The 22,324-nt window shown below is 53.1% G+C and carries 26 protein-coding genes; 19 read left to right on the top strand and 7 right to left on the bottom strand.

Going from position 1 to position 22,324, the window contains the following annotated elements; translation table 11 throughout:
- The first annotated feature begins 140 nt into the window (after nt 1-140).
- From GHH_RS12850 to ytvI, 3 genes are all read left to right on the top strand, one after another.
- Nucleotides 141-1,409, top strand: a complete 1,269-nt coding sequence (locus tag GHH_RS12850; protein ID WP_015375456.1) for a cation:dicarboxylate symporter family transporter — start codon at nt 141-143, stop codon at nt 1,407-1,409.
- 371 nt (nt 1,410-1,780) lie between these two features.
- Nucleotides 1,781-2,392 carry a DedA family protein gene (locus tag GHH_RS12845; protein WP_013524190.1) on the top strand — a complete coding sequence of 204 codons (612 nt, stop codon included), beginning with the start codon at nt 1,781-1,783 and terminating at the stop codon, nt 2,390-2,392.
- An 83-nt stretch (nt 2,393-2,475) separates the two neighbouring features.
- Nucleotides 2,476-3,501 (top strand): sporulation integral membrane protein YtvI, encoded by a 1,026-nt coding sequence (gene ytvI, locus GHH_RS12840; RefSeq protein WP_015375455.1) that lies wholly within the window; start codon nt 2,476-2,478, stop codon nt 3,499-3,501.
- A gap of 132 nt (nt 3,502-3,633) precedes the next feature.
- Here ytvI and motB read toward each other — a convergent pair whose 3' ends face one another.
- From motB to pssA, 3 genes are all read right to left on the bottom strand, one after another.
- On the bottom strand, nt 3,634-4,413 hold the full coding sequence (gene motB, locus GHH_RS12835) for a flagellar motor protein MotB (RefSeq protein ID WP_013524187.1): 780 nt from the start codon (nt 4,411-4,413) through the stop codon (nt 3,634-3,636).
- Complete coding sequence (gene motA / locus GHH_RS12830; RefSeq protein ID WP_015375454.1) at nt 4,406-5,197, bottom strand: flagellar motor stator protein MotA; 792 nt, start codon at nt 5,195-5,197, stop codon at nt 4,406-4,408. The genes motB and motA overlap by 8 nt, the downstream gene beginning before the upstream one ends.
- A 174-nt stretch (nt 5,198-5,371) precedes the next feature.
- Nucleotides 5,372-5,911, bottom strand: a complete 540-nt coding sequence (pssA, locus tag GHH_RS12825; RefSeq protein ID WP_015375453.1) for a CDP-diacylglycerol--serine O-phosphatidyltransferase — start codon at nt 5,909-5,911, stop codon at nt 5,372-5,374.
- A 123-nt stretch (nt 5,912-6,034) separates the two neighbouring features.
- Here pssA and GHH_RS12820 point away from each other — a divergent pair, with 123 nt between their 5' ends.
- Nucleotides 6,035-6,829, top strand: a complete 795-nt coding sequence (locus tag GHH_RS12820) for a phosphatidylserine decarboxylase (RefSeq protein WP_015375452.1) — start codon at nt 6,035-6,037, stop codon at nt 6,827-6,829.
- Between the two features lie 36 nt (nt 6,830-6,865).
- Here GHH_RS12820 and GHH_RS12815 read toward each other — a convergent pair whose 3' ends face one another.
- Entirely contained in the window at nt 6,866-7,006 is a 141-nt protein-coding gene (locus GHH_RS12815) for a sporulation histidine kinase inhibitor Sda (RefSeq protein WP_008879941.1), read from the bottom strand.
- Between the two features lie 327 nt (nt 7,007-7,333).
- Between GHH_RS12815 and GHH_RS12810 the strand changes: the two genes are divergently transcribed.
- The 8 genes from GHH_RS12810 to GHH_RS12775 are packed head-to-tail and all read left to right on the top strand — an operon-like array spanning nt 7,334 to nt 12,381.
- On the top strand, nt 7,334-7,849 hold the full coding sequence (locus GHH_RS12810; RefSeq protein ID WP_013144682.1) for a YqeG family HAD IIIA-type phosphatase: 516 nt from the start codon (nt 7,334-7,336) through the stop codon (nt 7,847-7,849).
- Nucleotides 7,850-7,851: 2 nt separating this feature from the next.
- Nucleotides 7,852-8,961: a ribosome biogenesis GTPase YqeH gene (gene yqeH / locus GHH_RS12805; RefSeq protein ID WP_015375450.1), complete on the top strand. Its 1,110-nt coding sequence runs from the start codon at nt 7,852-7,854 to the stop codon at nt 8,959-8,961.
- Nucleotides 8,962-8,983: 22 nt separating this feature from the next.
- On the top strand, nt 8,984-9,814 hold the full coding sequence (gene aroE / locus GHH_RS12800; RefSeq protein WP_011232003.1) for a shikimate dehydrogenase: 831 nt from the start codon (nt 8,984-8,986) through the stop codon (nt 9,812-9,814).
- 3 nt (nt 9,815-9,817) lie between these two features.
- On the top strand, nt 9,818-10,111 hold the full coding sequence (gene yhbY / locus GHH_RS12795) for a ribosome assembly RNA-binding protein YhbY (protein WP_013524182.1): 294 nt from the start codon (nt 9,818-9,820) through the stop codon (nt 10,109-10,111).
- Between the two features lie 39 nt (nt 10,112-10,150).
- Nucleotides 10,151-10,801: a nicotinate-nucleotide adenylyltransferase gene (locus tag GHH_RS12790; RefSeq protein ID WP_041470551.1), complete on the top strand. Its 651-nt coding sequence runs from the start codon at nt 10,151-10,153 to the stop codon at nt 10,799-10,801.
- Complete coding sequence (yqeK, locus tag GHH_RS12785; protein ID WP_013144687.1) at nt 10,710-11,288, top strand: bis(5'-nucleosyl)-tetraphosphatase (symmetrical) YqeK; 579 nt, start codon at nt 10,710-10,712, stop codon at nt 11,286-11,288. Before GHH_RS12790 ends, yqeK begins: the two co-directional genes overlap by 92 nt.
- Nucleotides 11,285-11,641 carry a ribosome silencing factor gene (gene rsfS / locus GHH_RS12780; RefSeq protein ID WP_013144688.1) on the top strand — a complete coding sequence of 119 codons (357 nt, stop codon included), beginning with the start codon at nt 11,285-11,287 and terminating at the stop codon, nt 11,639-11,641. The genes yqeK and rsfS overlap by 4 nt, the downstream gene beginning before the upstream one ends.
- A complete protein-coding gene (locus tag GHH_RS12775) occupies nt 11,638-12,381 on the top strand; it encodes a class I SAM-dependent methyltransferase (RefSeq protein WP_015375449.1) in 744 nt (247 codons plus the stop codon). The genes rsfS and GHH_RS12775 overlap by 4 nt, the downstream gene beginning before the upstream one ends.
- Before the next feature lie 674 nt (nt 12,382-13,055).
- On the opposite strand, the gene comER is transcribed toward GHH_RS12775, so the two are convergent.
- Nucleotides 13,056-13,874, bottom strand: a complete 819-nt coding sequence (gene comER / locus GHH_RS12770; RefSeq protein WP_015375448.1) for a late competence protein ComER — start codon at nt 13,872-13,874, stop codon at nt 13,056-13,058.
- A gap of 102 nt (nt 13,875-13,976) precedes the next feature.
- Here comER and GHH_RS12765 point away from each other — a divergent pair, with 102 nt between their 5' ends.
- The 3 genes from GHH_RS12765 to GHH_RS12755 all read left to right on the top strand — a co-directional run bounded on the left by GHH_RS12765 (nt 13,977) and on the right by GHH_RS12755 (nt 17,446).
- Nucleotides 13,977-14,600, top strand: coding sequence for a helix-hairpin-helix domain-containing protein (locus tag GHH_RS12765; RefSeq protein ID WP_015375447.1), 624 nt, complete (start codon nt 13,977-13,979; stop codon nt 14,598-14,600).
- A gap of 129 nt (nt 14,601-14,729) precedes the next feature.
- A complete protein-coding gene (locus GHH_RS12760; protein WP_011231995.1) occupies nt 14,730-15,200 on the top strand; it encodes a ComE operon protein 2 in 471 nt (156 codons plus the stop codon).
- Nucleotides 15,197-17,446: a DNA internalization-related competence protein ComEC/Rec2 gene (locus tag GHH_RS12755; protein ID WP_015375446.1), complete on the top strand. Its 2,250-nt coding sequence runs from the start codon at nt 15,197-15,199 to the stop codon at nt 17,444-17,446. Before GHH_RS12760 ends, GHH_RS12755 begins: the two co-directional genes overlap by 4 nt.
- A 70-nt stretch (nt 17,447-17,516) precedes the next feature.
- On the opposite strand, the gene GHH_RS18425 is transcribed toward GHH_RS12755, so the two are convergent.
- Nucleotides 17,517-17,651, bottom strand: coding sequence for a YqzM family protein (locus GHH_RS18425; protein ID WP_011231993.1), 135 nt, complete (start codon nt 17,649-17,651; stop codon nt 17,517-17,519).
- A gap of 284 nt (nt 17,652-17,935) precedes the next feature.
- On the opposite strand from GHH_RS18425, the gene holA reads away from it, so the two are divergent.
- Nucleotides 17,936-18,982, top strand: a complete 1,047-nt coding sequence (gene holA, locus GHH_RS12745) for a DNA polymerase III subunit delta (protein ID WP_011231992.1) — start codon at nt 17,936-17,938, stop codon at nt 18,980-18,982.
- Nucleotides 18,983-19,054: 72 nt separating this feature from the next.
- Here the strand turns inward: holA and rpsT are convergent, their stop codons facing one another.
- On the bottom strand, nt 19,055-19,324 hold the full coding sequence (rpsT, locus tag GHH_RS12740) for a 30S ribosomal protein S20 (protein ID WP_011231991.1): 270 nt from the start codon (nt 19,322-19,324) through the stop codon (nt 19,055-19,057).
- A gap of 183 nt (nt 19,325-19,507) precedes the next feature.
- On the opposite strand from rpsT, the gene gpr reads away from it, so the two are divergent.
- The 3 genes from gpr to GHH_RS12725 all read left to right on the top strand — a co-directional run bounded on the left by gpr (nt 19,508) and on the right by GHH_RS12725 (nt 22,251).
- Nucleotides 19,508-20,626 carry a GPR endopeptidase gene (gene gpr / locus GHH_RS12735; RefSeq protein WP_015375445.1) on the top strand — a complete coding sequence of 373 codons (1,119 nt, stop codon included), beginning with the start codon at nt 19,508-19,510 and terminating at the stop codon, nt 20,624-20,626.
- A gap of 74 nt (nt 20,627-20,700) precedes the next feature.
- Nucleotides 20,701-21,900 carry a stage II sporulation protein P gene (gene spoIIP, locus GHH_RS12730; RefSeq protein ID WP_015375444.1) on the top strand — a complete coding sequence of 400 codons (1,200 nt, stop codon included), beginning with the start codon at nt 20,701-20,703 and terminating at the stop codon, nt 21,898-21,900.
- 12 nt (nt 21,901-21,912) lie between these two features.
- A complete protein-coding gene (locus GHH_RS12725) occupies nt 21,913-22,251 on the top strand; it encodes a YqxA family protein (RefSeq protein ID WP_011231988.1) in 339 nt (112 codons plus the stop codon).
- The last annotated feature ends 73 nt before the right edge of the window (nt 22,252-22,324 follow it).

Raw genomic sequence — 22,324 nt, 5'->3', positions numbered from 1 at the left:
ATTTTAAAAAACTGAATTCTTTCATTTATATCCTTTGATGAAGCGATTTCAATCAAAAATATTGACAGATTTTATTTTTAAAAGTAAAATAATTTTGTCGTCTTTTGTCTAAATTTGTCTAAAGGAGGCGAAAAAGCATCATGCGCAAGATCGGCTTGGCATGGCAAATTTTCATCGGCCTTATTCTCGGGATTATGGTTGGGGCCATTTTTTACGGAAACCCTAAAGTAGCGACGTATTTGCAGCCGATCGGAGATGTTTTTCTCCGTTTAATTAAGATGATCGTCATCCCGATCATCGTCTCGAGCTTGATTGTCGGCGTTGCCAACGTCGGTGATGTGAAAAAGCTCGGAAAGTTGGGCGGCAAAACGATCCTTTATTTTGAGATCATTACGACGATTGCCATTATCGTCGGCCTCTTGGCAGCGAACATTTTCCAACCAGGCGTCGGCGTCAATATGAAGTCGCTTGAGAAAACGGATATCCAGTCGTATGTCGATACGACGAACGAAGTGCAGCACCATTCGATGGTTGAAACATTTGTCAACATCGTGCCGAAAAACGTGTTTGAAGCGCTGTCGACCGGGAATATGCTGCCGATCATCTTCTTCTCGGTGATGTTCGGGTTGGGCGTAGCCGCGATCGGTGAAAAAGGGAAACCGGTGCTTCGCTTTTTCCAAGGCACGGCGGAAGCGATGTTTTATGTGACGAACCAAGTGATGAAGTTTGCGCCGTTTGGCGTTTTCGCCCTAATCGGCGTGACGGTGTCGAAATTCGGCGTCGCTTCGCTCCTTCCGCTCAGCAAACTTGTTGTGCTCGTTTATGCGGTCATGGCATTCTTCGTGTTGGTGGTGCTTGGCGCTGTGGCCAAATTGGTAAATACAAATATTTTCCATATTATAAAAATCTTAAAGGATGAATTAGTGCTTGCCTATAGCACGTCGAGCTCGGAAACCGTGTTGCCTAAGGTTATGGAAAAAATGGAGAAATTCGGTTGTTCGAAGGCTGTAACATCCTTTGTCGTTCCGACCGGCTATTCGTTCAACTTGGATGGGTCGACGCTGTATCAGGCGCTGGCGGCTGTCTTTATCGCTCAACTGTACGGCATCGACATGCCGATTTCACAGCAAATCTCGCTTGTGCTCGTTTTAATGGTGACGTCCAAAGGGATTGCCGGTGTCCCAGGCGTATCGTTTGTCGTCTTATTGGCAACGCTTGGCACAGTTGGCATTCCAGTTGAAGGATTGGCGTTTATCGCCGGCATCGACCGTCTTTTGGACATGGCGCGCACAGTGGTCAACGTCATCGGCAACTCGCTGGCGGCGGTTGTGATGTCGAAATGGGAAGGGCAATATAACGAAGAACAAGGAAAACAATACATCGCTGAGTTGCAGCAGCAAAGCGCCTAAGAAAAAAGTGGCTCAGATGTGTTGATTAACCATTAAAAACCAGTTGACATCGTCCTATTCCTAGCTTTTCTGCCGTAGTCGGCAAGCGTGTGGCTTGCCTTCGTCACGCCTTAGCGTGACGGAAGACCGAACAGCGCCGCTTCACAGACCCATTCATGGGTCTGGAAGCGGCGCTGTTCGGTCACTCGACAGTCGGATGCAATGACCGGCAAAGACGAAAAATGTTAAAGCTTTAAATTGCATCTATATAGATGATCATCGACACTCGTGAAAGCGGCTGAATGATCAGCCGCTTTTCCCGTTTTGTTGGCAAGGAACGTATAGTATAATGAAAAAATGGACAAGGAAGCGAAAGACAAGGAGGAAAAACGGTGCACGAAGTCATTCAATCGATGTTTTCCTTTTTGACCAGTTTAGGCTATGTCGGCATCGCTCTCGCCTTGATGGTGGAAGTAATCCCCAGCGAGATCGTGTTGGCATATGCTGGCTATTTGGTAGCGCGGGGGGATGTCTCATTTGCTGGGGCGGTGGCAGCGGGGACAGTAGGCGGCACGGTGGCGCAACTGTTTTTGTATTGGATGGGCTACTATGGCGGACGGCCGTTTCTAGATCAGTATGGGAAATATGTATTGATCCAGAAAAAACATTTGGATGTGGCGGAACGCTGGTTTGCGAAATTTGGCCCCGGCGTCATTTTTAGCGCCCGATTTATTCCCGTCGTCCGCCATGCGATTTCGATCCCCGCCGGCATTGCTCGGATGAAGTGGCTGCCGTTTACGATTTACACGGTGTTGGCCATCATCCCATGGTCCATTTTGTTTATTTGGTTGGGAGAACAGCTTGGCCAACGATGGCGGCAAATTGACGAGATGGCGGCGCCATATGTCCGACCGGCTATCGCAGCGGCGGTGGCGGTGGCGGCGATTTACATCGTTTGGCAACGACGACGCCGCGCTGCAGATGAAAACGAGCGCATGAAATAGTTGCCCTGTCCGCATGCGGTCGGCTATATTTATATACATGAACCATCTTTTGGCTAAATTTTGAGGGAAAATGAGGGACGAACGTGAAACGTTGGATGATCATTGCGTTGCTATTCGCTGTGGGGCTATGGCTTGTGCCATACAGTGTGCCGCTTCTCTTCGCACTTGCGACCGCGCTTTTGCTCGAGCCGTCCATCCGCCGATTGCAAGAAAACTATAAGCTGAAGCGCGCGCACGCCGTCACGGCGATTTTTTCATTGTTCATCATCATTCTTGGGCTTTCCCTTTACTTTCTGGTCGTGATTTTTGTGCAACAAGTGATGGCGCTCTCGCAAAAACTGCCTTACGTGTTAAACGAAGCGACGAAAGTGCTCGACCGTCTCATTCAAACGTGGCAGTCGTATTCCAGCTCCATTCCGCAGGAAATCATCGATTCGCTTGAACGCGGCGTCAATACCGTCGAGCAAATGCTTTTGTCGTTTGCGACCAACTTGACGCAGTCGCTCGTCCATTATATTGCCGCCATTCCGGCGTTTTTGATTCATTTTTTAGTGTATTTGATCGCACTGTTTCTCATTTGCCTCGATTTGCCGCAGCTGAAGCAAGGCATGCGCCGCTATTTGTCCGAACGGACCGAACAGCGGCTTGGGATGGTCGTCGCCCAGCTGAGCAAAGCGGGGATCGGCTTTTTAAAAGCGCAGTTTTTGCTTAGTTTAATTACGTTTTTCCTCGCGCTGGCTGGCCTTTTCGTGTTGGGGGTCGACTATGCGGCGTTGATGGCGCTGGTCATCGTCGTCGTTGATATTTTGCCGATTTTAGGAACGGGTTCCGTGCTTGTTCCGTGGGGGCTCATCAGCATGGCGAACGGCAACAATACGCTTGGCATCGGGCTCATCGTGCTGTTTGTCGTCATCACCGTCGTGCGCCGGATCATTGAGCCGAAAGTGTTTTCCACCAATTTGGGCATTTCCCCGCTCGCCGCGCTCGTCAGCGTCTATCTGGGGTTTCAGCTGCTTGGCTTTATCGGGTTGTTCGTCGGGCCGGTCGTTGTCATTTTGGTTGAGGCGCTTGCCAAAGCCGGAGTCATTAAATGGACGATCAAGCTTTGATTTTTTCGAATAAAGGTCTTTGCGGACGAAGGAGGAAAAACCGGCGAACCGCCGGTTTTTCTGTTTGGACATGGAAAAGAGAGTTTTGGCAAAGCGACGGCTAAAGAAAACCGCCCGCTGAAGGCGCGGCGGTCACTGAGTGGATGTGGACGAATCATTGACGTCGGTGCGCGGCAAAATTAAAATTTCGACGCGCCGGTTTTTCATCCGCCCGGCAGCGGTGGCGTTGGAGGCGATCGGCTTGTATTCGCCATACCCTTTGGCGCTGAAATAGCGCGGATCGAGTTGCTTGTTTTCAAGCAGCACTTTCATGAAATTGACGGCGCGCATGACGCTCAGCTCCCAGTTGGAAGCAAATTTCTCATTATGGATCGGCACGTTGTCCGTATGGCCGCTGATAATGATATTGCGCGGCGGGTTCATGACGAGCAAAGCGGAGATTTCCGCCGCAAGACGCCGGTCTTTCATGCGCACTTCGGCGCTGCCGGAGTCGAATAAAATATCATCCAAAATGGTAATCGCGAGCCCTTCGTCCGTCAAGGAAGTCTGCAGTTTTCCCGTCAGCTTGTTGTCGTGGATGTAGCTGTCGATTTTCGCTTTGATTTGCCCTAATTCTTCTTTTTCCTTTCCGTTTACGGCTGGGGAAGGCTGCTTTGCTTGATGCCGTCCTTCTTCGTCTTGGGCCGGTGGAGTGATCGGCTCGATCGGGCTTTGAAAGTCAAGAACACCCGTTCCGCCGGCAAAGGCGGTGCTAAAGGCGCGCGCAATTTCTTGAAACTTCTTTTGGTCGATTTGGCTGCTCGCAAACAAGACGATGAATAGGGCGAGCAATAGCGTCAATAAATCCGCGTACGGAATCAGCCATGCCTCGCTCATATGGTCGTCATGCTTGTTCTTTTTTTTCTTAGCCATTGGCCGTTTCCCCTTGCACCAGCGCTTGGCGCCGCTCGCTTTCCGGCAAGTATGAGGCGAGTTTTTGTTCGATCATGCGCGGGGCTTGTCCTTCCAAAATGGACAGCACCCCTTCAATCATGATGTAGCGCACGCGCGCCTCTTCCTTCGATTTCCGCCGCAGTTTGTTGGCAAACGGATGCCAAAGCACATAGCCGGTGAAAATGCCGAGCATCGTGGCGACAAAAGCGGCGCTGATCGCCTTGCCGAGCTCGGCGATGTTTTCCATATTGCCAAGGGCGGCAATCAGGCCGATGACGGCCCCAAGCACCCCGAGCGTCGGCGCGTACGTGCCTGCTTGGGAAAAAATCGCGGCATTCGCTTCGTGGCGCTCTTCCATGGCAACGATTTCCTCTGTCATGACATCGCGGATGAACTCTTGCGTTTGCCCATCGATTGCCATGCTGAGTCCGTTGCGCAAAAACGGGTCGTCAATGTCGTCCAATTTCGCCTCGAGCGCCAGCAGCCCTTCGCGGCGGGCGATGTTGGCCCAGTCAACGAACAGTGGAATGAGCTCGTCGATCGACGGTGTGGGCGGTTCAGTAAAAATGATTTTGAACAATTTTGGCACTTTTTTTATTTCCTTCATTGGAAACGCGATAATGACCGCTGCCGCCGTGCCGACGAGAATGATGAGGATGGCGGCCGGATTGATCAATACAGCAGGCGAAACGCCCTTAAAGTACATGCCCAGCCCGACGGCAATGACGCCAAGGATGATGCCGATGACCGATGTTTTGTCCAAATGAATCCCCCCGCTTTTTCCATACGAACGATCTACGCCATTGGGCGTTTTTATGAAGAAACCATATTTATCATATACTGAATATAGGAGGTTGAAAAGGGAAAAAGGTGTGACATGAGACGCAAAAAGCCGCCCGCTCCATTAGGCTGACGGAAAGGGCAGCTCCGGTGATCATCATATTTTTTTCAGTTTAAACGTGCCGACCATTAAAAACGATAAAATAAGCGCCAAAAACATAAACGATTGCGGCGGGAAGTACGGGATGGCTAAATAACCGAGCGTCATCAGCACCCCGGCGGCGGTGATCGGCAGCCCCGCGAAGTAGCCGTTGTTTTCTGTGATGTTGAAGCGAGCGAGGCGGAAGGCGCCGCAGGCGATATACAAGATGGTGAACACTGCCCCCGGCGCGCCGAATTCATAGAACAACCCCTGATACATCAGCAAGGCGGGAGCGACGCCGAAGGAGACGATGTCGCTCATCGAATCGAGCTGCTTGCCAAGTTCGGATTCAATGTTCATCTTGCGCGCCACAGCGCCGTCAAAGCGATCGACAAACGCTGCTAAAAAAACGAGCAGCACGCTCATATGAAGCTGCCCTTTCAGCGTAGCCAGGACGGAAAAGCCGCCAAGCGACAGGTTTGTCATCGTCAAAATGTTTGCCACGTTTGCTTTCAGCTTTTTTAACGTATAATCTAAATAGTCCGATAAGAACAAGTTTCCCCACTCCTTTTCCAACAGAAAACGCCAAAAGAAAATTCTACTACCATTATACTCATTTTGGCGGTAATATGGAAGGTAGTAACGAATGGCGATGTTGCGCTACTGGAGGGAACGTGCTTGCGAAAATGGCTTTATCGTTTGTTCATCGAGCTGACCAATCACTCGCTTTCTTCAAAGCTGCTCGCTTCGTTTGCCAAATCGCGACTCAGCGGGCTATTGATATCATCGTATGCAAAAATTTATCATATTAACCAAGACGAAATGGAAAAAAGCTTAAAAAATTATAAGACGTTGCAGCAACTGTTCGTCCGCCGGCTGAAGGCTGGGGTGAGGCCGGTCGACGCTGATGAGCATACGGTCGTCAGCCCGGTCGACGCCGTCATTGAAGACATGGGCACGATTCGAGAAAACTGCGAAATGATCGTCAAGGGAAAGCCGTATTCCATTGCAGAAATGCTCGGCAGCGTTGAAGCGGCACAACCGTATGTGAACGGGTTCTTTTTTATTCTGTATTTAAGCCCGAGTCATTATCACCGCATCCACAGCCCAATATCTGGAGTGATCGAAAAGCAGTGGGCGCTCGGCCGCAAGTCGTATCCGGTCAACCGTCTTGGCTTAAAATATGGGCGTCGGCCGCTCGAGAAAAATTACCGCCTCATCACCGAGGTCACAGCCGGCGGCAAGCGCTTGGCGATCGTGAAAATCGGCGCCATGTTCGTCAACAGCATTGAATTGACCCATGAGGGTGAGCAGCTTGTCAAAGGAGAGGAAATGGCGTATTTTTCGTTCGGTTCAACGGTCGTCTTGCTGTTTGAACGCGGAAGTTTCGCCCCTGACCCGCGCATTGTTGCGCCCATGCCGATCAAAGTCGGCGAGCGGCTCGGCTATTGGCGCGAGGCGCATGAGCGCTAAGGCTTTCCGAAACAAAAAAAGCCCGAAGGCCTTCGCTTATGAGGACAGCTTAATTTTGTGGGTCAATGAACGGCGCTGGATTTCTTTTTCAATCAACTCGATGAATTCCGGGCTGAGGTTGAGCTCTTTCGCCTTGAAGTACGACTCGATCAACAGCTCGTCGGACAAATGTTTCATCGGGGGCGTCCTCCTTTTTTGGATGGAATAGGACAAGCCTGTCATACATATAATGGTAGGTTACTTACAATGTACCATGACTTGTGAAAGAGAACAACCGTTCTGTTATCCACAGAAAGTGGTGGATAACATGTGGAAAACATGTTTATAAATCGTAGGAAATGTGATGTTTAGCTTGTGTATAATGTGGACAACAGTTATCCACAAGATGGAGGGGCGCAAAATTTGTCGAAAGTTTTTTCTATTTATCATCGGTAAACTTTGTTTTGAAACAAACGATCAAATTCGCTATGATGGGAAAAGCAAAGGGAAAGGCGGGTGTCCGGCATGCTTCACTACTTTTTGCCAAGCCAATTTGCCAAGCGTGTGATCGACATTACTCCGGATGAGCTGAAACAAAAAGGGGTCAAAGGGATCATCACCGACCTCGACAACACGCTCGTTGAATGGGATCGGCCGAGCGCCACCCCGGAGCTGGCCGCATGGTTTGATGCGATGAAGCAGGCGGGCATTAAGGTCGTCATCGTATCGAATAATAATCAACAACGCGTGCAGTCGTTTGCCGAACCGCTTGGCATCCCGTTCATCTTTGAAGCGCGCAAACCGCTGACACGCGCGTTTTTGCAGGCATTAAAGATGATGGAGCTTAAGAAAGAAGAAGTCGTCGTCATCGGCGATCAGCTGCTGACTGATGTGCTTGGGGGCAACCGGCTCGGACTGAACACGATTTTAGTCGTCCCGGTCGCCCAGACGGACGGATTATGGACGCGTTTCAATCGAAAAATGGAGCGGAGAATTTTAAAGGTGATGCGCAAAAAAGGGATGATTTACTGGGAGGAATGATCGTGGAGCCACAACTGCGTTGCATCGGCTGCGGAGCGGCCATTCAGTTTGACGATCCGAAAAAGGCGGGCTATGCGCCGAAAAGCGTGCTCGAAAAAGACGAGGAAGAAATCATTTGCCAGCGCTGCTTCCGCTTGAAACATTACAACGAAGTGCAAGACGTGCCGCTTGATGACAGCGATTTTTTAAACATGCTGCACCGCATCGGGGAATCGAAGGCGCTTGTCGTCAACATCGTCGACATTTTCGATTTCAACGGCAGCTGGATTCCTGGCTTGCCGCGGTTTGCGGCCGAAAATCCGATTTTGCTTGTCGGCAACAAGGCGGATTTATTGCCGCGGTCGGTCAAATACCCGAAGCTGCTGCGCTGGATGCGCCGCATGGCGGAAGAGCTCGGGCTCTGTCCGGTTGACGTCTGCCTTGTCAGCGCAGCGAAAGGAATTGGCATGGCGAAGGTGATGGAAGCGATCAACCGCTACCGTGAGGGCGGCGATGTCTACGTCGTCGGCTGCACGAATGTCGGCAAGTCGACGTTCATCAATCGCATCATTGAAGAGGCGACCGGCAAAGGGAATGTGATTACCACGTCATATTTCCCGGGGACGACACTCGATATGATCGAAATTCCGCTTGAGAGTGGAGCGACGTTGTATGATACGCCAGGGATTATCAACCATCACCAAATGGCGCACTTTGTTGATGCGCGCGATTTGAAGATCATTACGCCGAAGCGGGAAATCCATCCGCGCGTTTATCAGCTCAACGAAGGGCAGACGCTCTTTTTCGGAGGCTTGGCCCGCCTCGATTACATCAAAGGCGGGCGCCGCTCGTTCGTCTGCTACATGGCCAATGAGTTGACGGTTCATCGGACGAAGTTGGAAAAAGCCGACTCCCTTTATGCCAATCAGCTTGGCGATTTGCTGTCGCCGCCAAACAAACGCTATGCCGCTGAATTTCCGCCGCTTGTGCCGCGCTCGCTGTCTGTCAAAGAGCGGAAGACGGACATCGTTTTTTCCGGACTCGGCTGGGTGACGTGCAACGACCCGGGTGCCCAGCTCGTCGTCCATGCTCCAAAAGGGGTCGACGTATTTATCCGTCAATCGTTGATTTAATGGAAAGCGGGAGGGGAGAAACGTGGAAAAGGTATACGGGTTGATTGGGTTTCCCGTCGAGCACTCGCTGTCGCCGCTCATGCATAATGATGCATTCGCCCGTTTGGGCATTCCGGCGCGCTATCATTTGTTTTCCGTCGAACCGGGGCAAGTCGGTGCGGCGATCGCTGGCGTGCGGGCGCTCGGCATCGCCGGGGTGAACGTGACGATTCCGCACAAACTGGCGGTCATTCCGTTTTTGGACGAAGTGGACGAACATGCGCGCCGCATCGGGGCGGTCAATACGATCATCAACAATGACGGCCGGCTCGTCGGCTATAATACAGACGGGCTCGGTTATGTCCAAGCGTTGGAAGAGGAAATGAACATCACCTTGGACGGCAAGCGGATTTTGGTGATCGGCGCTGGCGGCGGGGCGCGCGGCATTTACTTTTCGTTGCTGTCGACGGCAGCCGAGCGCATCGATATGGCCAACCGGACGGTGGAAAAAGCGGAGCGGCTCGTCCGCGAAGGGGACGAGCGCCGCTCGGCGTATTTTTCACTCGCCGAGGCCGAAACGCGGCTGGCCGAATACGATATTATCATCAATACCACTTCTGTCGGCATGCATCCGCGTGTCGAGGTGCAGCCGCTTTCTCTTGAACGGCTGCGCCCAGGGGTGATCGTTTCCGATATTATTTACAATCCACTGGAAACAAAATGGCTGAAAGAAGCGAAAGCCCGCGGCGCCCGTGTGCAAAACGGCGTCGGCATGCTCGTGTACCAGGGAGCGCTAGCGTTTGAAAAATGGACCGGCCAATGGCCGGATGTCAACCGGATGAAACAGCTTGTCATCGAAGCGTTAAGGAGGTAACATATGCTAACGGGAAAACAAAAACGGTTTTTGCGCGCTCAAGCCCATCATTTGAAACCGATTTTTCAAGTCGGCAAAGGCGGCGTGACGGAAGCGATGACCGAACAAATTGCGGCGGCGCTCGAAGCGCGCGAGCTGTTGAAAGTGAGCGTTTTGCAAAACTGCGAAGAAGACCGCCACGCCGTCGCCGAGCAGCTCGCGGCTGGAACGGGGGCGGAAGTCGTGCAAGTGATCGGCAATACGATCGTCTTATACAAAGAATCGAAGGAGCATAAACAAATCGTTCTGCCTGATTGACAATGGGAGCAGCCACGGCAGGCGGCGGGAGGAAAGAAGATGGGAAAAATCGGGGTTTTCGGCGGCACGTTTGATCCGCCTCATTACGGTCATTTGCTCATGGCGAATGAAGTGCTTGACGCCCTTCAGTTGTCAGAAATTTGGTTTCTGCCCAACCGCCTTCCTCCCCATAAGCAGCACGAACAAGTGACCAAAAGCGAAGACCGGCTGCGCATGCTCGAGTTGGCAGTGGCTGGCCATCCGCGCTTTCATATTGAGACGATCGAACTCGAGCGGGAAGGGCCTTCGTATACGTACGACACGATCCGGCAGCTTGTCGCGATGCATCCTGATGACGAATTTTATTTCATCATCGGCGCCGATATGGTCGAATATTTGCCGAATTGGCACCGCATCGATGAGCTCATCGAGTTGGTGACGTTTGTTGGCGTCAAGCGGCCGGGGTTTTCCATGGAAACGCCGTATCCGGTCATCGAAGTTGAGGCGCCGCAGTTTGCTGTTTCTTCCTCGCTCATCCGCGAGCGGGTGCGGAACGGACAGACGATTCGCTATCTTGTACCGGAAGGCGTCAGACTTTATATTGAGGAGAAGGGGCTATATGGAGCGAGAACAGGCGTTACTGATCGTGAAACAACAGCTGACCGAGCAGCGCTACGAGCATACGCTTGGCGTTGTCGAGACCGCCGTTAAGCTCGCCAAGCAATACGGCGCCGACGCGAAAAAGGCGGAACTGGCAGCGATTTTCCACGACTATGCCAAATTCCGTCCGGTCGAGGAAATGAAACAAATCATTTTGGCGCAAAATATGCCCAACGATTTGCTTGCTTACAACAGTGAGCTATGGCATGCGCCCGTTGGCGCCTATTTGGTGCAGACAGAAGTCGGCATCAACGATCCAGAGGTGCTGGATGCCATTCGCTACCATACGTCGGGAAGGGCTGGAATGACGGTGCTTGAAAAAATTATTTATTTGGCCGACTATATGGAACCAGGGCGCCGCTTCCCGGGCGTTGACGACGTACGGCGCTTGGCGGAAGAAGACCTCAACCGGGCGCTGTTGCAGGCGGTGAAAAATACGATCGCGTTTTTGCTTGAGAAGCGCCAGCTCATTTATCCAGATACGATTCATGCGTACAATTCACTCATGCGTGAAGTGAAGGGGGAAGCAAAACGGTGACGGAACAAGAGGCGTTGCAGCTTGTCGTCCGCGCGGCGGATGATAAAAAGGCGGAAAACATTGTCGTCTTGAACATGAAAGGCATTTCGCTTGTCGCCGATTATTTTGTCATTTGCCATGGCAATTCGGACAAACAAGTGCAGGCCATCGCCCGCGAAATTCAAGACCAAGCGGAAGAACACGGCTTAGCGGTGAAGAGGGTTGAAGGATTCCAGGAGGCGAAATGGGTGCTTGTCGATTTGGGCGACATCGTTGTGCATGTTTTTGCCAAAGAGGAGCGCGAGTATTACAACCTCGAACGGCTTTGGGGGGACGCCCCGACGGAAGACGTCGCGGCTGTGCTGCAGCCATGACCTATGCTCGTTTCGCCGATTGGTACGATGCGCTCATGGCCGAGGCGCCGTATGATGCATGGCAATCGTTTGTGGAACGGGCATTCGCCCAATACACCAAACGGCCGGGGAGACGGGTCATTGACATCGGCTGCGGGACGGGAGAGCTTGCCATCCGCCTTGCCAAGGCCGGATGGCAAGTATCCGGCGTTGATCTCTCTGAACATATGCTCGCCGTCGCCCAGGCGAAAGCTGAAGCGGCGGGAGTGGAGGTGCCGTTTTTCGAGCAAAACATGGCGGAGCTCGACGGGTTTTCTGATCTGGATGGCGCCTTCCTGTTTTGCGATGCTCTCAACTATTTAACGGATGAAGAGGATGTGAAGCGGACGTTCGCCGCCGTCTCCCGCGCCCTTGGCGGCGGCGGGCTGCTTTTGTTTGATGTCCATTCGGTCTACAAAATGGACGTCCTGTTCCGCGACGCCGTGTTTGCGGACCAGGATGACGACCTCAGCTACATATGGATGTGCCATCCGCTTGATTGGCCGCACAGCGTCGGGCATGAATTAACCTTTTTCGTCCGCCGCGGCGATCTATACGAACGTTTCGACGAATGGCACGAACAGCGTACGTTCGAGCGCGCCGTCTATGAGCGATGGCTCGAATCCGCTGGCTTCGAGGTGCTTGAAGTGACCGCCGATTTCACCGATGCGCCCCCGACCGAGACGGCGGAGCGGTTGTTTTTCGTCGCGCGGAAGCGGTGAGGGGCGTGTGGTGAGGGACCTTAGCAGCCAAAAAAGATGCTGTTGCAAGAGGTTGATGGAACATCACTGAAAGTGGGGAAAGAAAAAAGAGCCGGAGGGGCTCTTTTTTTATGCGCATGTGGAAAAGAAGGGGGGGAATGTATGGCCAAACGTTGCGATCGACGCGATTGACGGCTGGGAAATTGAAAAAGATGTGTGAGTTAGAAGGATTATGAAGATATTGGTCGAAATAAATAAATATAAGGCAAATGTCCTAAGAGAAAATGTCTGATGGGGGTCGAATTGAAAATGAATGATGTTTATGCTCATACGCCACGGGAATTTTGAAATAGAAGACATGCCAAGCCCAAAGAGGATCGTATCGAACAGCAATGGAAACAGCACGGTTCTTATTGGCTCAACGCCATCCCAATGATTTACATAATCCGAATATATTTCAGGAATATTTCCTCTATCTTGCCGCACATATCATCGGCATTTTGTATTGCACCCATCCAAAAGGGATGGGTGAGGATTGAAACATCAATATCTCCTCGCAAATGCCGGGCTAATAATCGATTGCACCCAGCCAAAAGGCTGGGTGAGGATTGCAACATTATCTCCTAGCTGAAGGTTCAAGGGATATCTTTTTTGCAAAACAAAGCAGGAATTTCCCTTTCTGCGTCGAATGAAACCTATGAAAATTGTTGCTTCACCTTCTCCACATCTTCTTTAAACTTCTCATGTGTTTTCGCCAGCACTTCTTCAAAGACGCCGTTCATTCGTTGTTCCAACACAGCGATTCCTTCCCCGGTAATGCCGCCTTTGACGCATACTTTTTCCTGCAACGTTGGCAATGTGTACAGATTCCGCTTGAGCAGTTCCCCAAGGCCGATGATCATGTCAGTTGCCAGCATCGTCGCCTGTTCCTTCGTGATGGCGGTTTTGGCCGCTGCGGCGTCGATGAAGCGCTGAAGCAAATAGCTGAAAAACGCCGGGCCGCAGCTTGAGAGGTCGGAAGCGACGCGGGTGATGGCCTCGTCGATGTACACCGGCGAGGCGATGCGCCGGAGAAGATCATCGATCGTTTGCCGGCAGGCGGCTGAGCAGCGCGAGCCGAAGGTGACAAGGATGCTGCCGGAGAGCGCCCGGTTTGCAATGCTCGGAATGGCGCGCACGATTTGGCAAGGGACGGCTGCTTCAAGCTGTTCGACGCTGATCGGGCTTGTGATCGACACAAGGCAATGCTCCCTTGTCCAGTGCGGGGCCAGCTGCTGCAACAATGGGTGGATGTCGAGCGGTTTGACGCATAAAAAAACGAGACTGGATTGTTTGACGACTTCAGCCGCATCGGCAACCACTGCCATGCCGGGATGCGCGCGTTGTATCGCGAACGCTTTCGCAAGCGTACGGTTCGTGATGACGAGCTGATCCGCTTTCACGGCGCCGGAGTCGAGGAACGCTTCGATTAAGATGGTGCCCATATTCCCCGTGCCGATGACGCCGATGTTCATGTGTTGTCCCCCCTCCCGGTTTTGGTTCACCGGAACTCTCTTTTTTGATATGTATGAGAAAAAGGCTCGGTTTATGACTTGAGATGGAAAGGATGGGATCGTATGTGGGAGCATGTGCAGGAGCTTGGCAAACGGTATGGAAAAGTAGGGATGTTCTTGTTGTTTGCCGCGGCGGCGGGGTTATGGGTGTTTCGTCATCCAACGGATGAAAAGGGGCAAGTCGTTTTGCCGGCGGCGGCTGAAACGGATGCCGCCCGGACGGAAGAAAAAAAGGACGAGGCGTCAAAAAACGCTGTGGTGGATGTGAAAGGGGCGGTCGCGAACCCCGGAGTGTATGAGGTGGCGGCGAACGCTCGCATCCGCGATGTCATCGTCCTAGCCGGCGGATTGACGGATGAGGCGGATGAAACGAAAGTCAATCTAGCAGCAAAAGTGCACGATGAAATGATGATTTACGTGCCGAAAAAAGGCGAGGCTGCACCGGCGTCAAATGCGGTCGGCAAGTCTCCGAGCGATGGGGATCGAAACGAGACGCAAGTGGCCATCAATACGGCGACGGAAGAGGAGTTGATGCAGCTTCCCGGCATCGGACCGGCGAAGGCAAAAGCGATCATCGCCTATCGCGAAGAACACGGGCCGTTTCGGCGGGTGGAGGATTTGTTGAATGTAACCGGAATTGGCGAAAAAACGCTGGAGAAATTGAAGCCGTATTTGCTTGTGCCGTAAGCGAGGCGGGGGAGCGCAATGCTTCTCGTTTATGGGCGGATCAGGGCTGCTGCGGACGTTTTTCGGCGTTGACGGGGGCAGGCGGCGGCGGGTAGACTAAAAGTATGGAAACGAGCGGAGGGACGTAAAATGGAACGCATCACATGGGATCAATACTTTATGGCGCAAAGCCATTTGCTCGCGCTGCGCAGCACGTGCACGAGGCTGGCGGTCGGGGCGACGATTGTGCGCGATAAGCGCATCATCGCCGGCGGGTACAACGGCTCGATCGCCGGGGGCGCCCATTGCACCGATGAAGGGTGCTACGTTATTGACGGCCATTGTGTACGGACGATCCATGCGGAAATGAATGCCATTTTGCAATGCGCCAAGTTCGGCGTCCCGACCGAGGGGGCCGAGATGTATGTCACCCATTTTCCGTGCTTGCATTGTTGCAAGGCGATCATTCAAAGCGGCATTCGCGCTGTCTATTACGCCCAAGACTACAAAAACCACCCGTACGCCTTGGAGCTGTTTGCTCAAGCTGGCGTCCGGCTTGTGCAAGTGCCGCTGAAAACGGATGTGTTCGCCTTGCTTTCCGGCGGCGGAGGGGGAGCATGAAAGGACAAGCCGTCTATCCCGCCGCGGCGGCGCTCTTTGCCGTGGCGGCGGCCTCGCCGTCCAAAACCACATGTCTTCTCCTTATCATTTATCTCCTTCTTCTTTTCATCCGCCGGCCGCACTGTTTCCTTCCTGCTCTCGTTGCAGCTCTCTTCTTTTTTGTCTATTTTCTCATCGTTGACCATCATAACAAAACTTCCCTTTCCGGCGGCCGTCATTCGCTTTCCGTTCGTTTTTCCGCCGCGCCGGCGATCGACGGCGATCGATTGCAGGCGGCGGTGCAAGCTGGCAAGGAGCGGGTGCAGCTTCGTTACATCATTCGGACGGCTGCGGAAAAAGAAGCGCTGCGTGTGCGTCTTATGCCCGGGGTCGTGTGCCGGCTGAGCGGAATGCTCGAGCGCCCTATGCCAGCCAGCAATCCGTATGCATTTGATTACCGCCGTTATTTGCGCCGCCATCGTATCCATTGGCTCTTTCTCCCTGAGGCGATCGATCTTTCCGCTTGCGTGCGCGTCCGTCCCACCATCATCGAACGGCTTGAGGCGATTCGTGAGGCTGGCGTCCGCCGCATTGAAGCCCAGTTTCCGCCGGAAGCGGCCGGCATCGCCGCTGCGCTCATTTATGGCGAACGCCGCTCGTTGGACGAGGAAGTGATTAGCGGTTACCAGCAGCTCGGGATCATCCATTTGTTGGCCATTTCCGGCGGCCATGTCACCCTGCTTGTCGGCGCTGCGTTGGCCGCTGCCATTCGGTTTGTGACGCGCGAAGCGGCCGTGCTTGCTTTGCTCGTTTTCTTGCCTATGTATGCGGTGCTCGCCGGCGCTTCGCCGTCGGTGCTGCGCGCCTGTGCGACCGGGATGATGGTGTTGGCCGTCCAGTGGAAAAAAGGAATGATCCATCCGCTGGATGCGTTGAGTTGGACAGCGCTTGCCCTGCTCGTCTTTGACCCATATATGGTTTGGGATGTCGGTTTTCAGCTGTCATTTCTTGTCACGTTTGCCCTTCTCGCCCATGTGTCGGTGCTCGCCTCTGCTCGTTCGATGCTCCAAAACTTGTTTCAGACCGCGCTCGCCGCTCAGCTTGCCGCGCTGCCGATTTTGCTTTACCATTTTTATGAAATTTCTGTTTGGAGCATAGGGCTGAATGTCTTCTTCGTCCCTTGGTATTCATTTGTCATTTTGCCCATTGCTTTTCTATCCGCAGTTTTTTCCTTTTCTCCGCTCATTTGGCTGTTTAGCCGCCTCATTGAGCTGACGGACGCGGTTGTCCGTTTTTTCTCGGTCGATTACTCGTTTATGCTTGTGCTCGGGCGTCCGGGGCCGTGGTGCTTAGCTGGCTATCTGACGGCCATCGCGGCGGCGTTTTTGGATTGGGAGCGCGGCCGCCTGATCCGCGGATTGACAGCGGTGGCGGCGGCGACGGCGCTTCAGCTGGCCGCCCCGTATGTGGATCCGAAAGGGGAAGTGACGGTATTGGATGTTGGGCAAGGGGACTGTATTTATATTGAGCTTCCTTATCGAAAAGCAGTCTATCTCATTGATACCAGCGGGACGCCGGAATGGGTGCGCGAACCGTGGCGCAAACGGTCGCGGCCGTTTGCCGTCGGCCGCGACGTTGTCGTGCCGTTTTTAAAAGCCCAAGGGGTGAGGACGCTTGATCAACTGATTTTGACGCACGATGATGCCGACCATATCGGGGCTGCTCCCGAGGTGATGGGAGCCGTGCGCGTCAAGAAGATTGTCACAAGCCCAGGAGCGCTGCCGGCCGTCAAGGCGATGGCGCGCCCGTTTTCTGTGTCGGTGGCCGCCAGCGTGCGGGGGGATCGGTGGAAGGTGGGGGATGCCGCGTTTTCCGTATTGCACCCGGAGGCGGGAAACAATGAGGATAATAACGGCTCGCTTGTATTGCTCGCCCGCCTCGGCCGCTTGACATGGCTGTTTGCTGCGGATATCGAGGAAGAGGCGGAACAGGCGCTCATCCGCGCTTATCCAGAGCTGCGCGCCGATGTATTGAAAGTCGCCCACCACGGCAGCAAAACGTCGACAACAGAGCCGTTTTTGCGGACGATCAAGCCGCGAGCGGCCATCATTTCCGTCGGCCGCTACAATCGCTACGGGCATCCGTCCCCCGAGGTGCTTATGCGGCTTCGGCAACAACGGGCGATCATTTGGCGGACGGATGAAAACGGGGCCATTCGCTATGTGTATGACGAAAACGGTGGAACCTTTCAGGTGATGAAACCATAAGATGTAGTGCACAAAAAAGCGGAACGTTTCAGCAGAAACAAAAAATAAGGATTGCTTATGTAAGCAATCCTTATCGACCGAAAAATTCGATCAACGTTGCGATGATGAACATGGTAGCGAAAAAGCCGAACGACACGATGAATCCGACGGCGGAATCGACGGCGTCATTTCGTTGGCTTTGCACTTCCTTTTCAAATACGTTCATCGTTTTCCCCCTCCTCGTTCAATCATTTTTAGTATAGACGAAAACGCGTGAAAAATCTACCGCCGCTCGCTTCTTTTCCTTCCTTGACAACAGTTGACACAAATACTTTCAAACAGCCGGGAAAACATAAAAATAACCCGCTGGCCAATAAGGTCCTAGGACTTATAGGCTGGCGTTTATATAAAGGGGAACCGGTTTTTTCGGCAGCCGGTTCCCTTGTAAAATGACGAAAAACGGTGTATCTTTTCTAGCAGAGACGTTTGCTAGGGAATGGAGACGGGAACATGCTGGAACGCGTATGGGGAAACATTGAAAAACGGCGTTTTTCTCTTCTTTATTTATTATACGGCAATGAGCCGTTTTTATTAACGGAAACGTATGAGCGATTGGTGAACGCAGCGCTTGGCCCCGAGGAGCGCGAGTGGAACTTGGCTGTGTACGACTGCGAGGAAACGCCGGTCGAGGCGGCGCTTGAGGAGGCCGAGACGGTGCCGTTTTTCGGCGAGCGGCGTGTCATCCTCATCAAGCATCCATATTTTTTTACGTCTGAAAAAGAGAAGGAGATCGAACATGATTTGGCGAAGCTGGAGGCGTACTTGAAGGCGCCGTCGCCGTTTTCGATCGTCGTCTTTTTCGCGCCGTACGAGAAGCTTGATGAGCGAAAAAAAATTACGAAGCTCGCCAAAGAGCAAAGCGAAGTCGTCATCGCCGCCCCGCTCGCCGAAGCGGAGCTGCGCGCCTGGGTGCGGCGCCGCATCGAGAGCCAAGGGGCGCAAGCAAGCGACGAGGCGATTGATGTCCTGTTGCGGCGGGCCGGGACGCAGCTTTCCGCCTTGGCGAATGAAATCGATAAATTGGCCCTGTTTGCCGGATCGGGCGGAACCATCGAGGCGGCGGCGGTTGAACGGCTTGTCGCCCGCACGCCGGAAGAAAACGTATTTGTGCTTGTCGAGCAAGTGGCGAAGCGCGACATTCCAGCGGCGTTGCAGACGTTTTATGATCTGCTTGAAAACAATGAAGAGCCGATCAAAATTTTGGCGCTGCTCGCCGCCCATTTCCGCTTGCTTTCGCAAGTGAAATGGCTTGCCTCCTTAGGCTACGGGCAGGCGCAAATTGCTGCGGCGCTCAAGGTGCACCCGTTCCGCGTCAAGCTCGCTCTTGCTCAAGCGGCCCGCTTCGCTGACGGAGAGCTTGCTGAGGCGATCAACGAGCTCGCTGACGCCGATTACGAGGTGAAAAGCGGAGCGGTCGATCGCCGGTTGGCCGTTGAGCTGCTTCTGATGCGGTGGGGCACCCGCCCGGCGCAAGCGGGGCGTCACGGCCGGCGGTGAAGCGATCGCCCGGCCGTTTGCCGTGAACATAAAGAAAAACAAAAAAACGACCTGGCGCCAGGTCGTTTTTGATTAGGAAGCTTGGATGCTGTTCAATTTTTTCGCTAAGCGCGATTTTTGCCGGCTGGCGGCGTTTTTATGGATAAGGCCTTTGCTTGCAGCTTTGTCTAATTTTTTCGACGCAATAATGAATGCCTCGCGCGCTTTTTCCACGTCTTTCAATTCAACAAGCGCTTCAAATTTTTTGATCGCCGTACGCATGGCCGATTTCATCGAGGCGTTGTGAGCCCGGCGCTTTTCGCTCGTTTTCGCGCGTTTGATCGCTGATTTGATGTTAGCCACGTTCGTTCACCTCCGTTACCATTCCTACTTTCTGTTGTGAACAACAGGAAGAACAAGTGTTATTCTATCAAACGTGTTTGGATTATGCAAGAGTGTTCAAGCGAAAATCCTTTACGAAACATGAATGACCGGGCCTGATTGCGGCGACAATAAAAGAAAACGGCAGAAATGGGGAGGAACGACATGGAACAGCCGCTCGATTTACGCCAGTACTCGGTGCGCACGGATTTAGCGATCGAAGCGCATGAGATCGCACTCGAGGAGCGCTTGCAGCAAAAACAAGAAAGCGCCGCGCCGATTGAGGGGGTCATCATTCATGACGAGGAGATCAACGGCGTCAAGCTGTCGCATGTGCATGTCACGGAACAAGGAGCGGCCTCGATCGGCAAGAAGCCGGGCCACTACGTGACGATTGAAGCGCAAGGCATCCGCGAACAAAACACCGAGTTGCAGCAAAACGTGCAGCGCATCTTCTCCGACCAGCTCAGCGCCTTTTTCAAGCGGCTCCGCATCCCCGATCAAGCGAGCTGCTTGATTGTCGGGCTCGGCAACCAAAACGTCACTCCGGACGCGCTCGGGCCGCTGACGGTGGAAAACGTGCTTGTCACCCGTCATTTGTTCCAGCTGCAGCCGGAAAGCGTCGAGGAAGGCTTCCGGCCGGTGAGCGCTCTTGCTCCGGGGGTGATGGGGACGACCGGGATTGAAACGAGCGACATTATCGACGGCGTCGTCCGGAAAACAAAGCCGGATTTTGTCATTGTGATTGACGCCTTGGCTGCCCGCTCGATCGAACGGGTCAACGCGACGATTCAAATTTCTGACACCGGCATCCATCCTGGCTCCGGGGTCGGCAACAAGCGGAAAGAGTTAAGCTATGAAACGCTTGGCATTCCGGTCATTTCGATCGGCGTTCCGACGGTTGTCGATGCGGTCTCCATCACGAGCGACACGATCGATTTCATTTTGAAGCACTTCGGCCGCGAAATGCGCGAAGGGAAACGGCCGTCAAGCGCGCTCGCTCCGGCGGGCTGGACGTTTGGGCGCAAACGAAAATTGACGGAACAAGACATGCCGTCGCCGCAAGAACGGTCGACGTTTCTTGGCATGGTCGGCACGCTTGGCGATGAAGAAAAGCGGCGTCTCATCTATGAAGTGCTCGCCCCGCTCGGGCATAATTTGATGGTGACTCCAAAAGAGATCGATTCGTTTATCGGCGATATGGCCAACTTATTAGCCGGCGGCTTGAATGCGGCGCTGCATCGGCAAGTCGACCAAGGCAATGTCGGCTCCTACACCCATTAAACAAAAAACAGTTCTATCTTTTCCCGCTTGGCCATACGTTAAACTGAGGAGACAAGCCGGGAAAGGGTGGGAATATGAAACGATGGCGCTCCCCAAACGTCATGATCGCGATTCCAGGAGCCAGCATAAAGAAACTGTTGATGCTCATCATCCTTGGCTGCATGATGATGTTTATGCTTGTCGGAGCGCTCACATCGCTGCGGCCGGAATACCGTCCGTCGTCATCATCGCTGAACGATATGGCGGCCCATTTTCCGGAAGAGACGTTCATTCGTCTGTTCGCCTTGGAAAATCGATATTTTGCGCAGCTGCTGCCGAAAGATCGGCGGCAGACGAATTACTCATCGCTATTGTTCCGCCTGGCGACGAGCATCAATCCCGATGACCCGCGCAGCCTGCTTGGCAGCGAGCTGCCGGGCTTTGCCCTTTATGACAGCAAAATTCTCATCGCTGGTGAAGGAACGGATTATACGAACATGCCATACGAATCAGCGCCGCCGCTTGAGGCGATGCTTGCGGAACGGCAAGCCTCGGTCGATGAACTCGAACAAGCAAACAAGAACGAAGATGAAAAACCGGTTCCCCCGCCATCGCAGACGACCGGAGGGAAAAAAGTGGTCTACATTTACAATACCCATACGCATGAGTCGTTTTTGCCGGCGCTCAAAGGGGTCACTGACCCGGATTTGGCGTTTCACCCGACGGTCAACATCACAAAAGTGGGGGAAAAGTTAGCGGAAGAACTGGAAAAGCGCGGCATCGGGGCTGAAGTGAGCAAAATCGACATTGTCAGCGAATTGTTAAAGAAAGGGATGAAATACTCCCAATCGTATGATATGTCCCGCCAAACAGTGGTCGCAGCGATGAAGCAAAATCGTGACTTGCACTACTTCATCGATATCCATCGCGATTCGCGGCGGCGGAACTATACGACGGCTACGATCCACGGCGTTGATTATGCGCGTGTCGCATTCATTATTGGCGGAGAAAACGCGACATACGAGAAAAACTTGCAGCTGGCTACCGCGTTGCATCAGTTGCTGCAAAAGAAATATCCAGGGTTGAGCCGCGGGGTGATCGAGAAAAAAGGAGCCGGGACGAACGGCAAGTTTAATCAAGATTTATCGGAAAACGCGATTTTAATTGAAGTCGGCGGTGTTGACAATACGTTTACGGAGTTGTTTCGTTCCGTGTCGGCGCTCGCTGACGTATTCAGCGACTATTATTGGCAGGCGGAAAAAGTCGAAGCGCCGGCTCCGGCGGAGAAAAAGTAAAGGAGCGTCACTATGGCACGATGGTTCATCCGCTTTACTCTAGCGATCTTTCTTCTTTTTTTCGGCGTGTTGTTTGGCATGCAAGAGGCGCATCGCGGCATGGAACGGATGCGCGGTTATGCCGATCCGTCGTTTCCATCCGTCATCGATATGAAAAAAAGGGAAAATGGTGAGGTGGAAGCGGCGGTGTTTGGCCGGCCGGTCGTTGCTGGAGATTTAGGAGAAAAGCAAGAAACGATTCGCGAGCTGAAAACGTTCAACTTGTTCTCTAGGCTCGGCCAACTTTTTGCCGATGCCGTCACCGCGCTCATGGAAATGCTGTTTTCGCTCGTCGGCCGGGTGTTGGACTAGCCCGTTCATGTGCGGACGAAACAGGAACGTGCCGTCACAATGGCGGCTTTTTCTTTTTTACGCCGTCCGCCGG

This window comes from Geobacillus sp. GHH01 (assembly GCF_000336445.1).
In the GTDB taxonomy this organism is placed as follows: Bacteria; Bacillota; Bacilli; order Bacillales; family Anoxybacillaceae; genus Geobacillus; species Geobacillus zalihae.
Note: the sequence above shows the minus strand (reverse complement) of the source record. Positions and strands in the feature narration are given on the sequence as shown.

What these genes read in the sequence shown, in the direction of transcription:
- GHH_RS12755 (WP_015375446.1), top strand. Translation starts at nt 15,197, where the DNA reads ATGAAAGGACAAGCCGTCTATCCCGCCGCGGCGGCGCTCTTTGCCGTG.
- yhbY (WP_013524182.1), top strand. Translation starts at nt 9,818, where the DNA reads ATGCTAACGGGAAAACAAAAACGGTTTTTGCGCGCTCAAGCCCATCAT.
- GHH_RS12760 (WP_011231995.1), top strand. Translation starts at nt 14,730, where the DNA reads ATGGAACGCATCACATGGGATCAATACTTTATGGCGCAAAGCCATTTG.
- GHH_RS12810 (WP_013144682.1), top strand. Translation starts at nt 7,334, where the DNA reads ATGCTTCACTACTTTTTGCCAAGCCAATTTGCCAAGCGTGTGATCGAC.
- GHH_RS12725 (WP_011231988.1), top strand. Translation starts at nt 21,913, where the DNA reads ATGGCACGATGGTTCATCCGCTTTACTCTAGCGATCTTTCTTCTTTTT.
- GHH_RS12850 (WP_015375456.1), top strand. Translation starts at nt 141, where the DNA reads ATGCGCAAGATCGGCTTGGCATGGCAAATTTTCATCGGCCTTATTCTC.
- GHH_RS12790 (WP_041470551.1), top strand. Translation starts at nt 10,151, where the DNA reads ATGGGAAAAATCGGGGTTTTCGGCGGCACGTTTGATCCGCCTCATTAC.
- motB (WP_013524187.1), bottom strand. Translation starts at nt 4,413, where the DNA reads ATGGCTAAGAAAAAAAAGAACAAGCATGACGACCATATGAGCGAGGCA.
- spoIIP (WP_015375444.1), top strand. Translation starts at nt 20,701, where the DNA reads ATGAAACGATGGCGCTCCCCAAACGTCATGATCGCGATTCCAGGAGCC.
- GHH_RS12765 (WP_015375447.1), top strand. Translation starts at nt 13,977, where the DNA reads ATGTGGGAGCATGTGCAGGAGCTTGGCAAACGGTATGGAAAAGTAGGG.
- gpr (WP_015375445.1), top strand. Translation starts at nt 19,508, where the DNA reads ATGGAACAGCCGCTCGATTTACGCCAGTACTCGGTGCGCACGGATTTA.
- GHH_RS12815 (WP_008879941.1), bottom strand. Translation starts at nt 7,006, where the DNA reads ATGAAACATTTGTCCGACGAGCTGTTGATCGAGTCGTACTTCAAGGCG.
- comER (WP_015375448.1), bottom strand. Translation starts at nt 13,874, where the DNA reads ATGAACATCGGCGTCATCGGCACGGGGAATATGGGCACCATCTTAATC.
- holA (WP_011231992.1), top strand. Translation starts at nt 17,936, where the DNA reads ATGCTGGAACGCGTATGGGGAAACATTGAAAAACGGCGTTTTTCTCTT.
- yqeK (WP_013144687.1), top strand. Translation starts at nt 10,710, where the DNA reads ATGGAGCGAGAACAGGCGTTACTGATCGTGAAACAACAGCTGACCGAG.
- GHH_RS12775 (WP_015375449.1), top strand. Translation starts at nt 11,638, where the DNA reads ATGACCTATGCTCGTTTCGCCGATTGGTACGATGCGCTCATGGCCGAG.
- GHH_RS18425 (WP_011231993.1), bottom strand. Translation starts at nt 17,651, where the DNA reads ATGAACGTATTTGAAAAGGAAGTGCAAAGCCAACGAAATGACGCCGTC.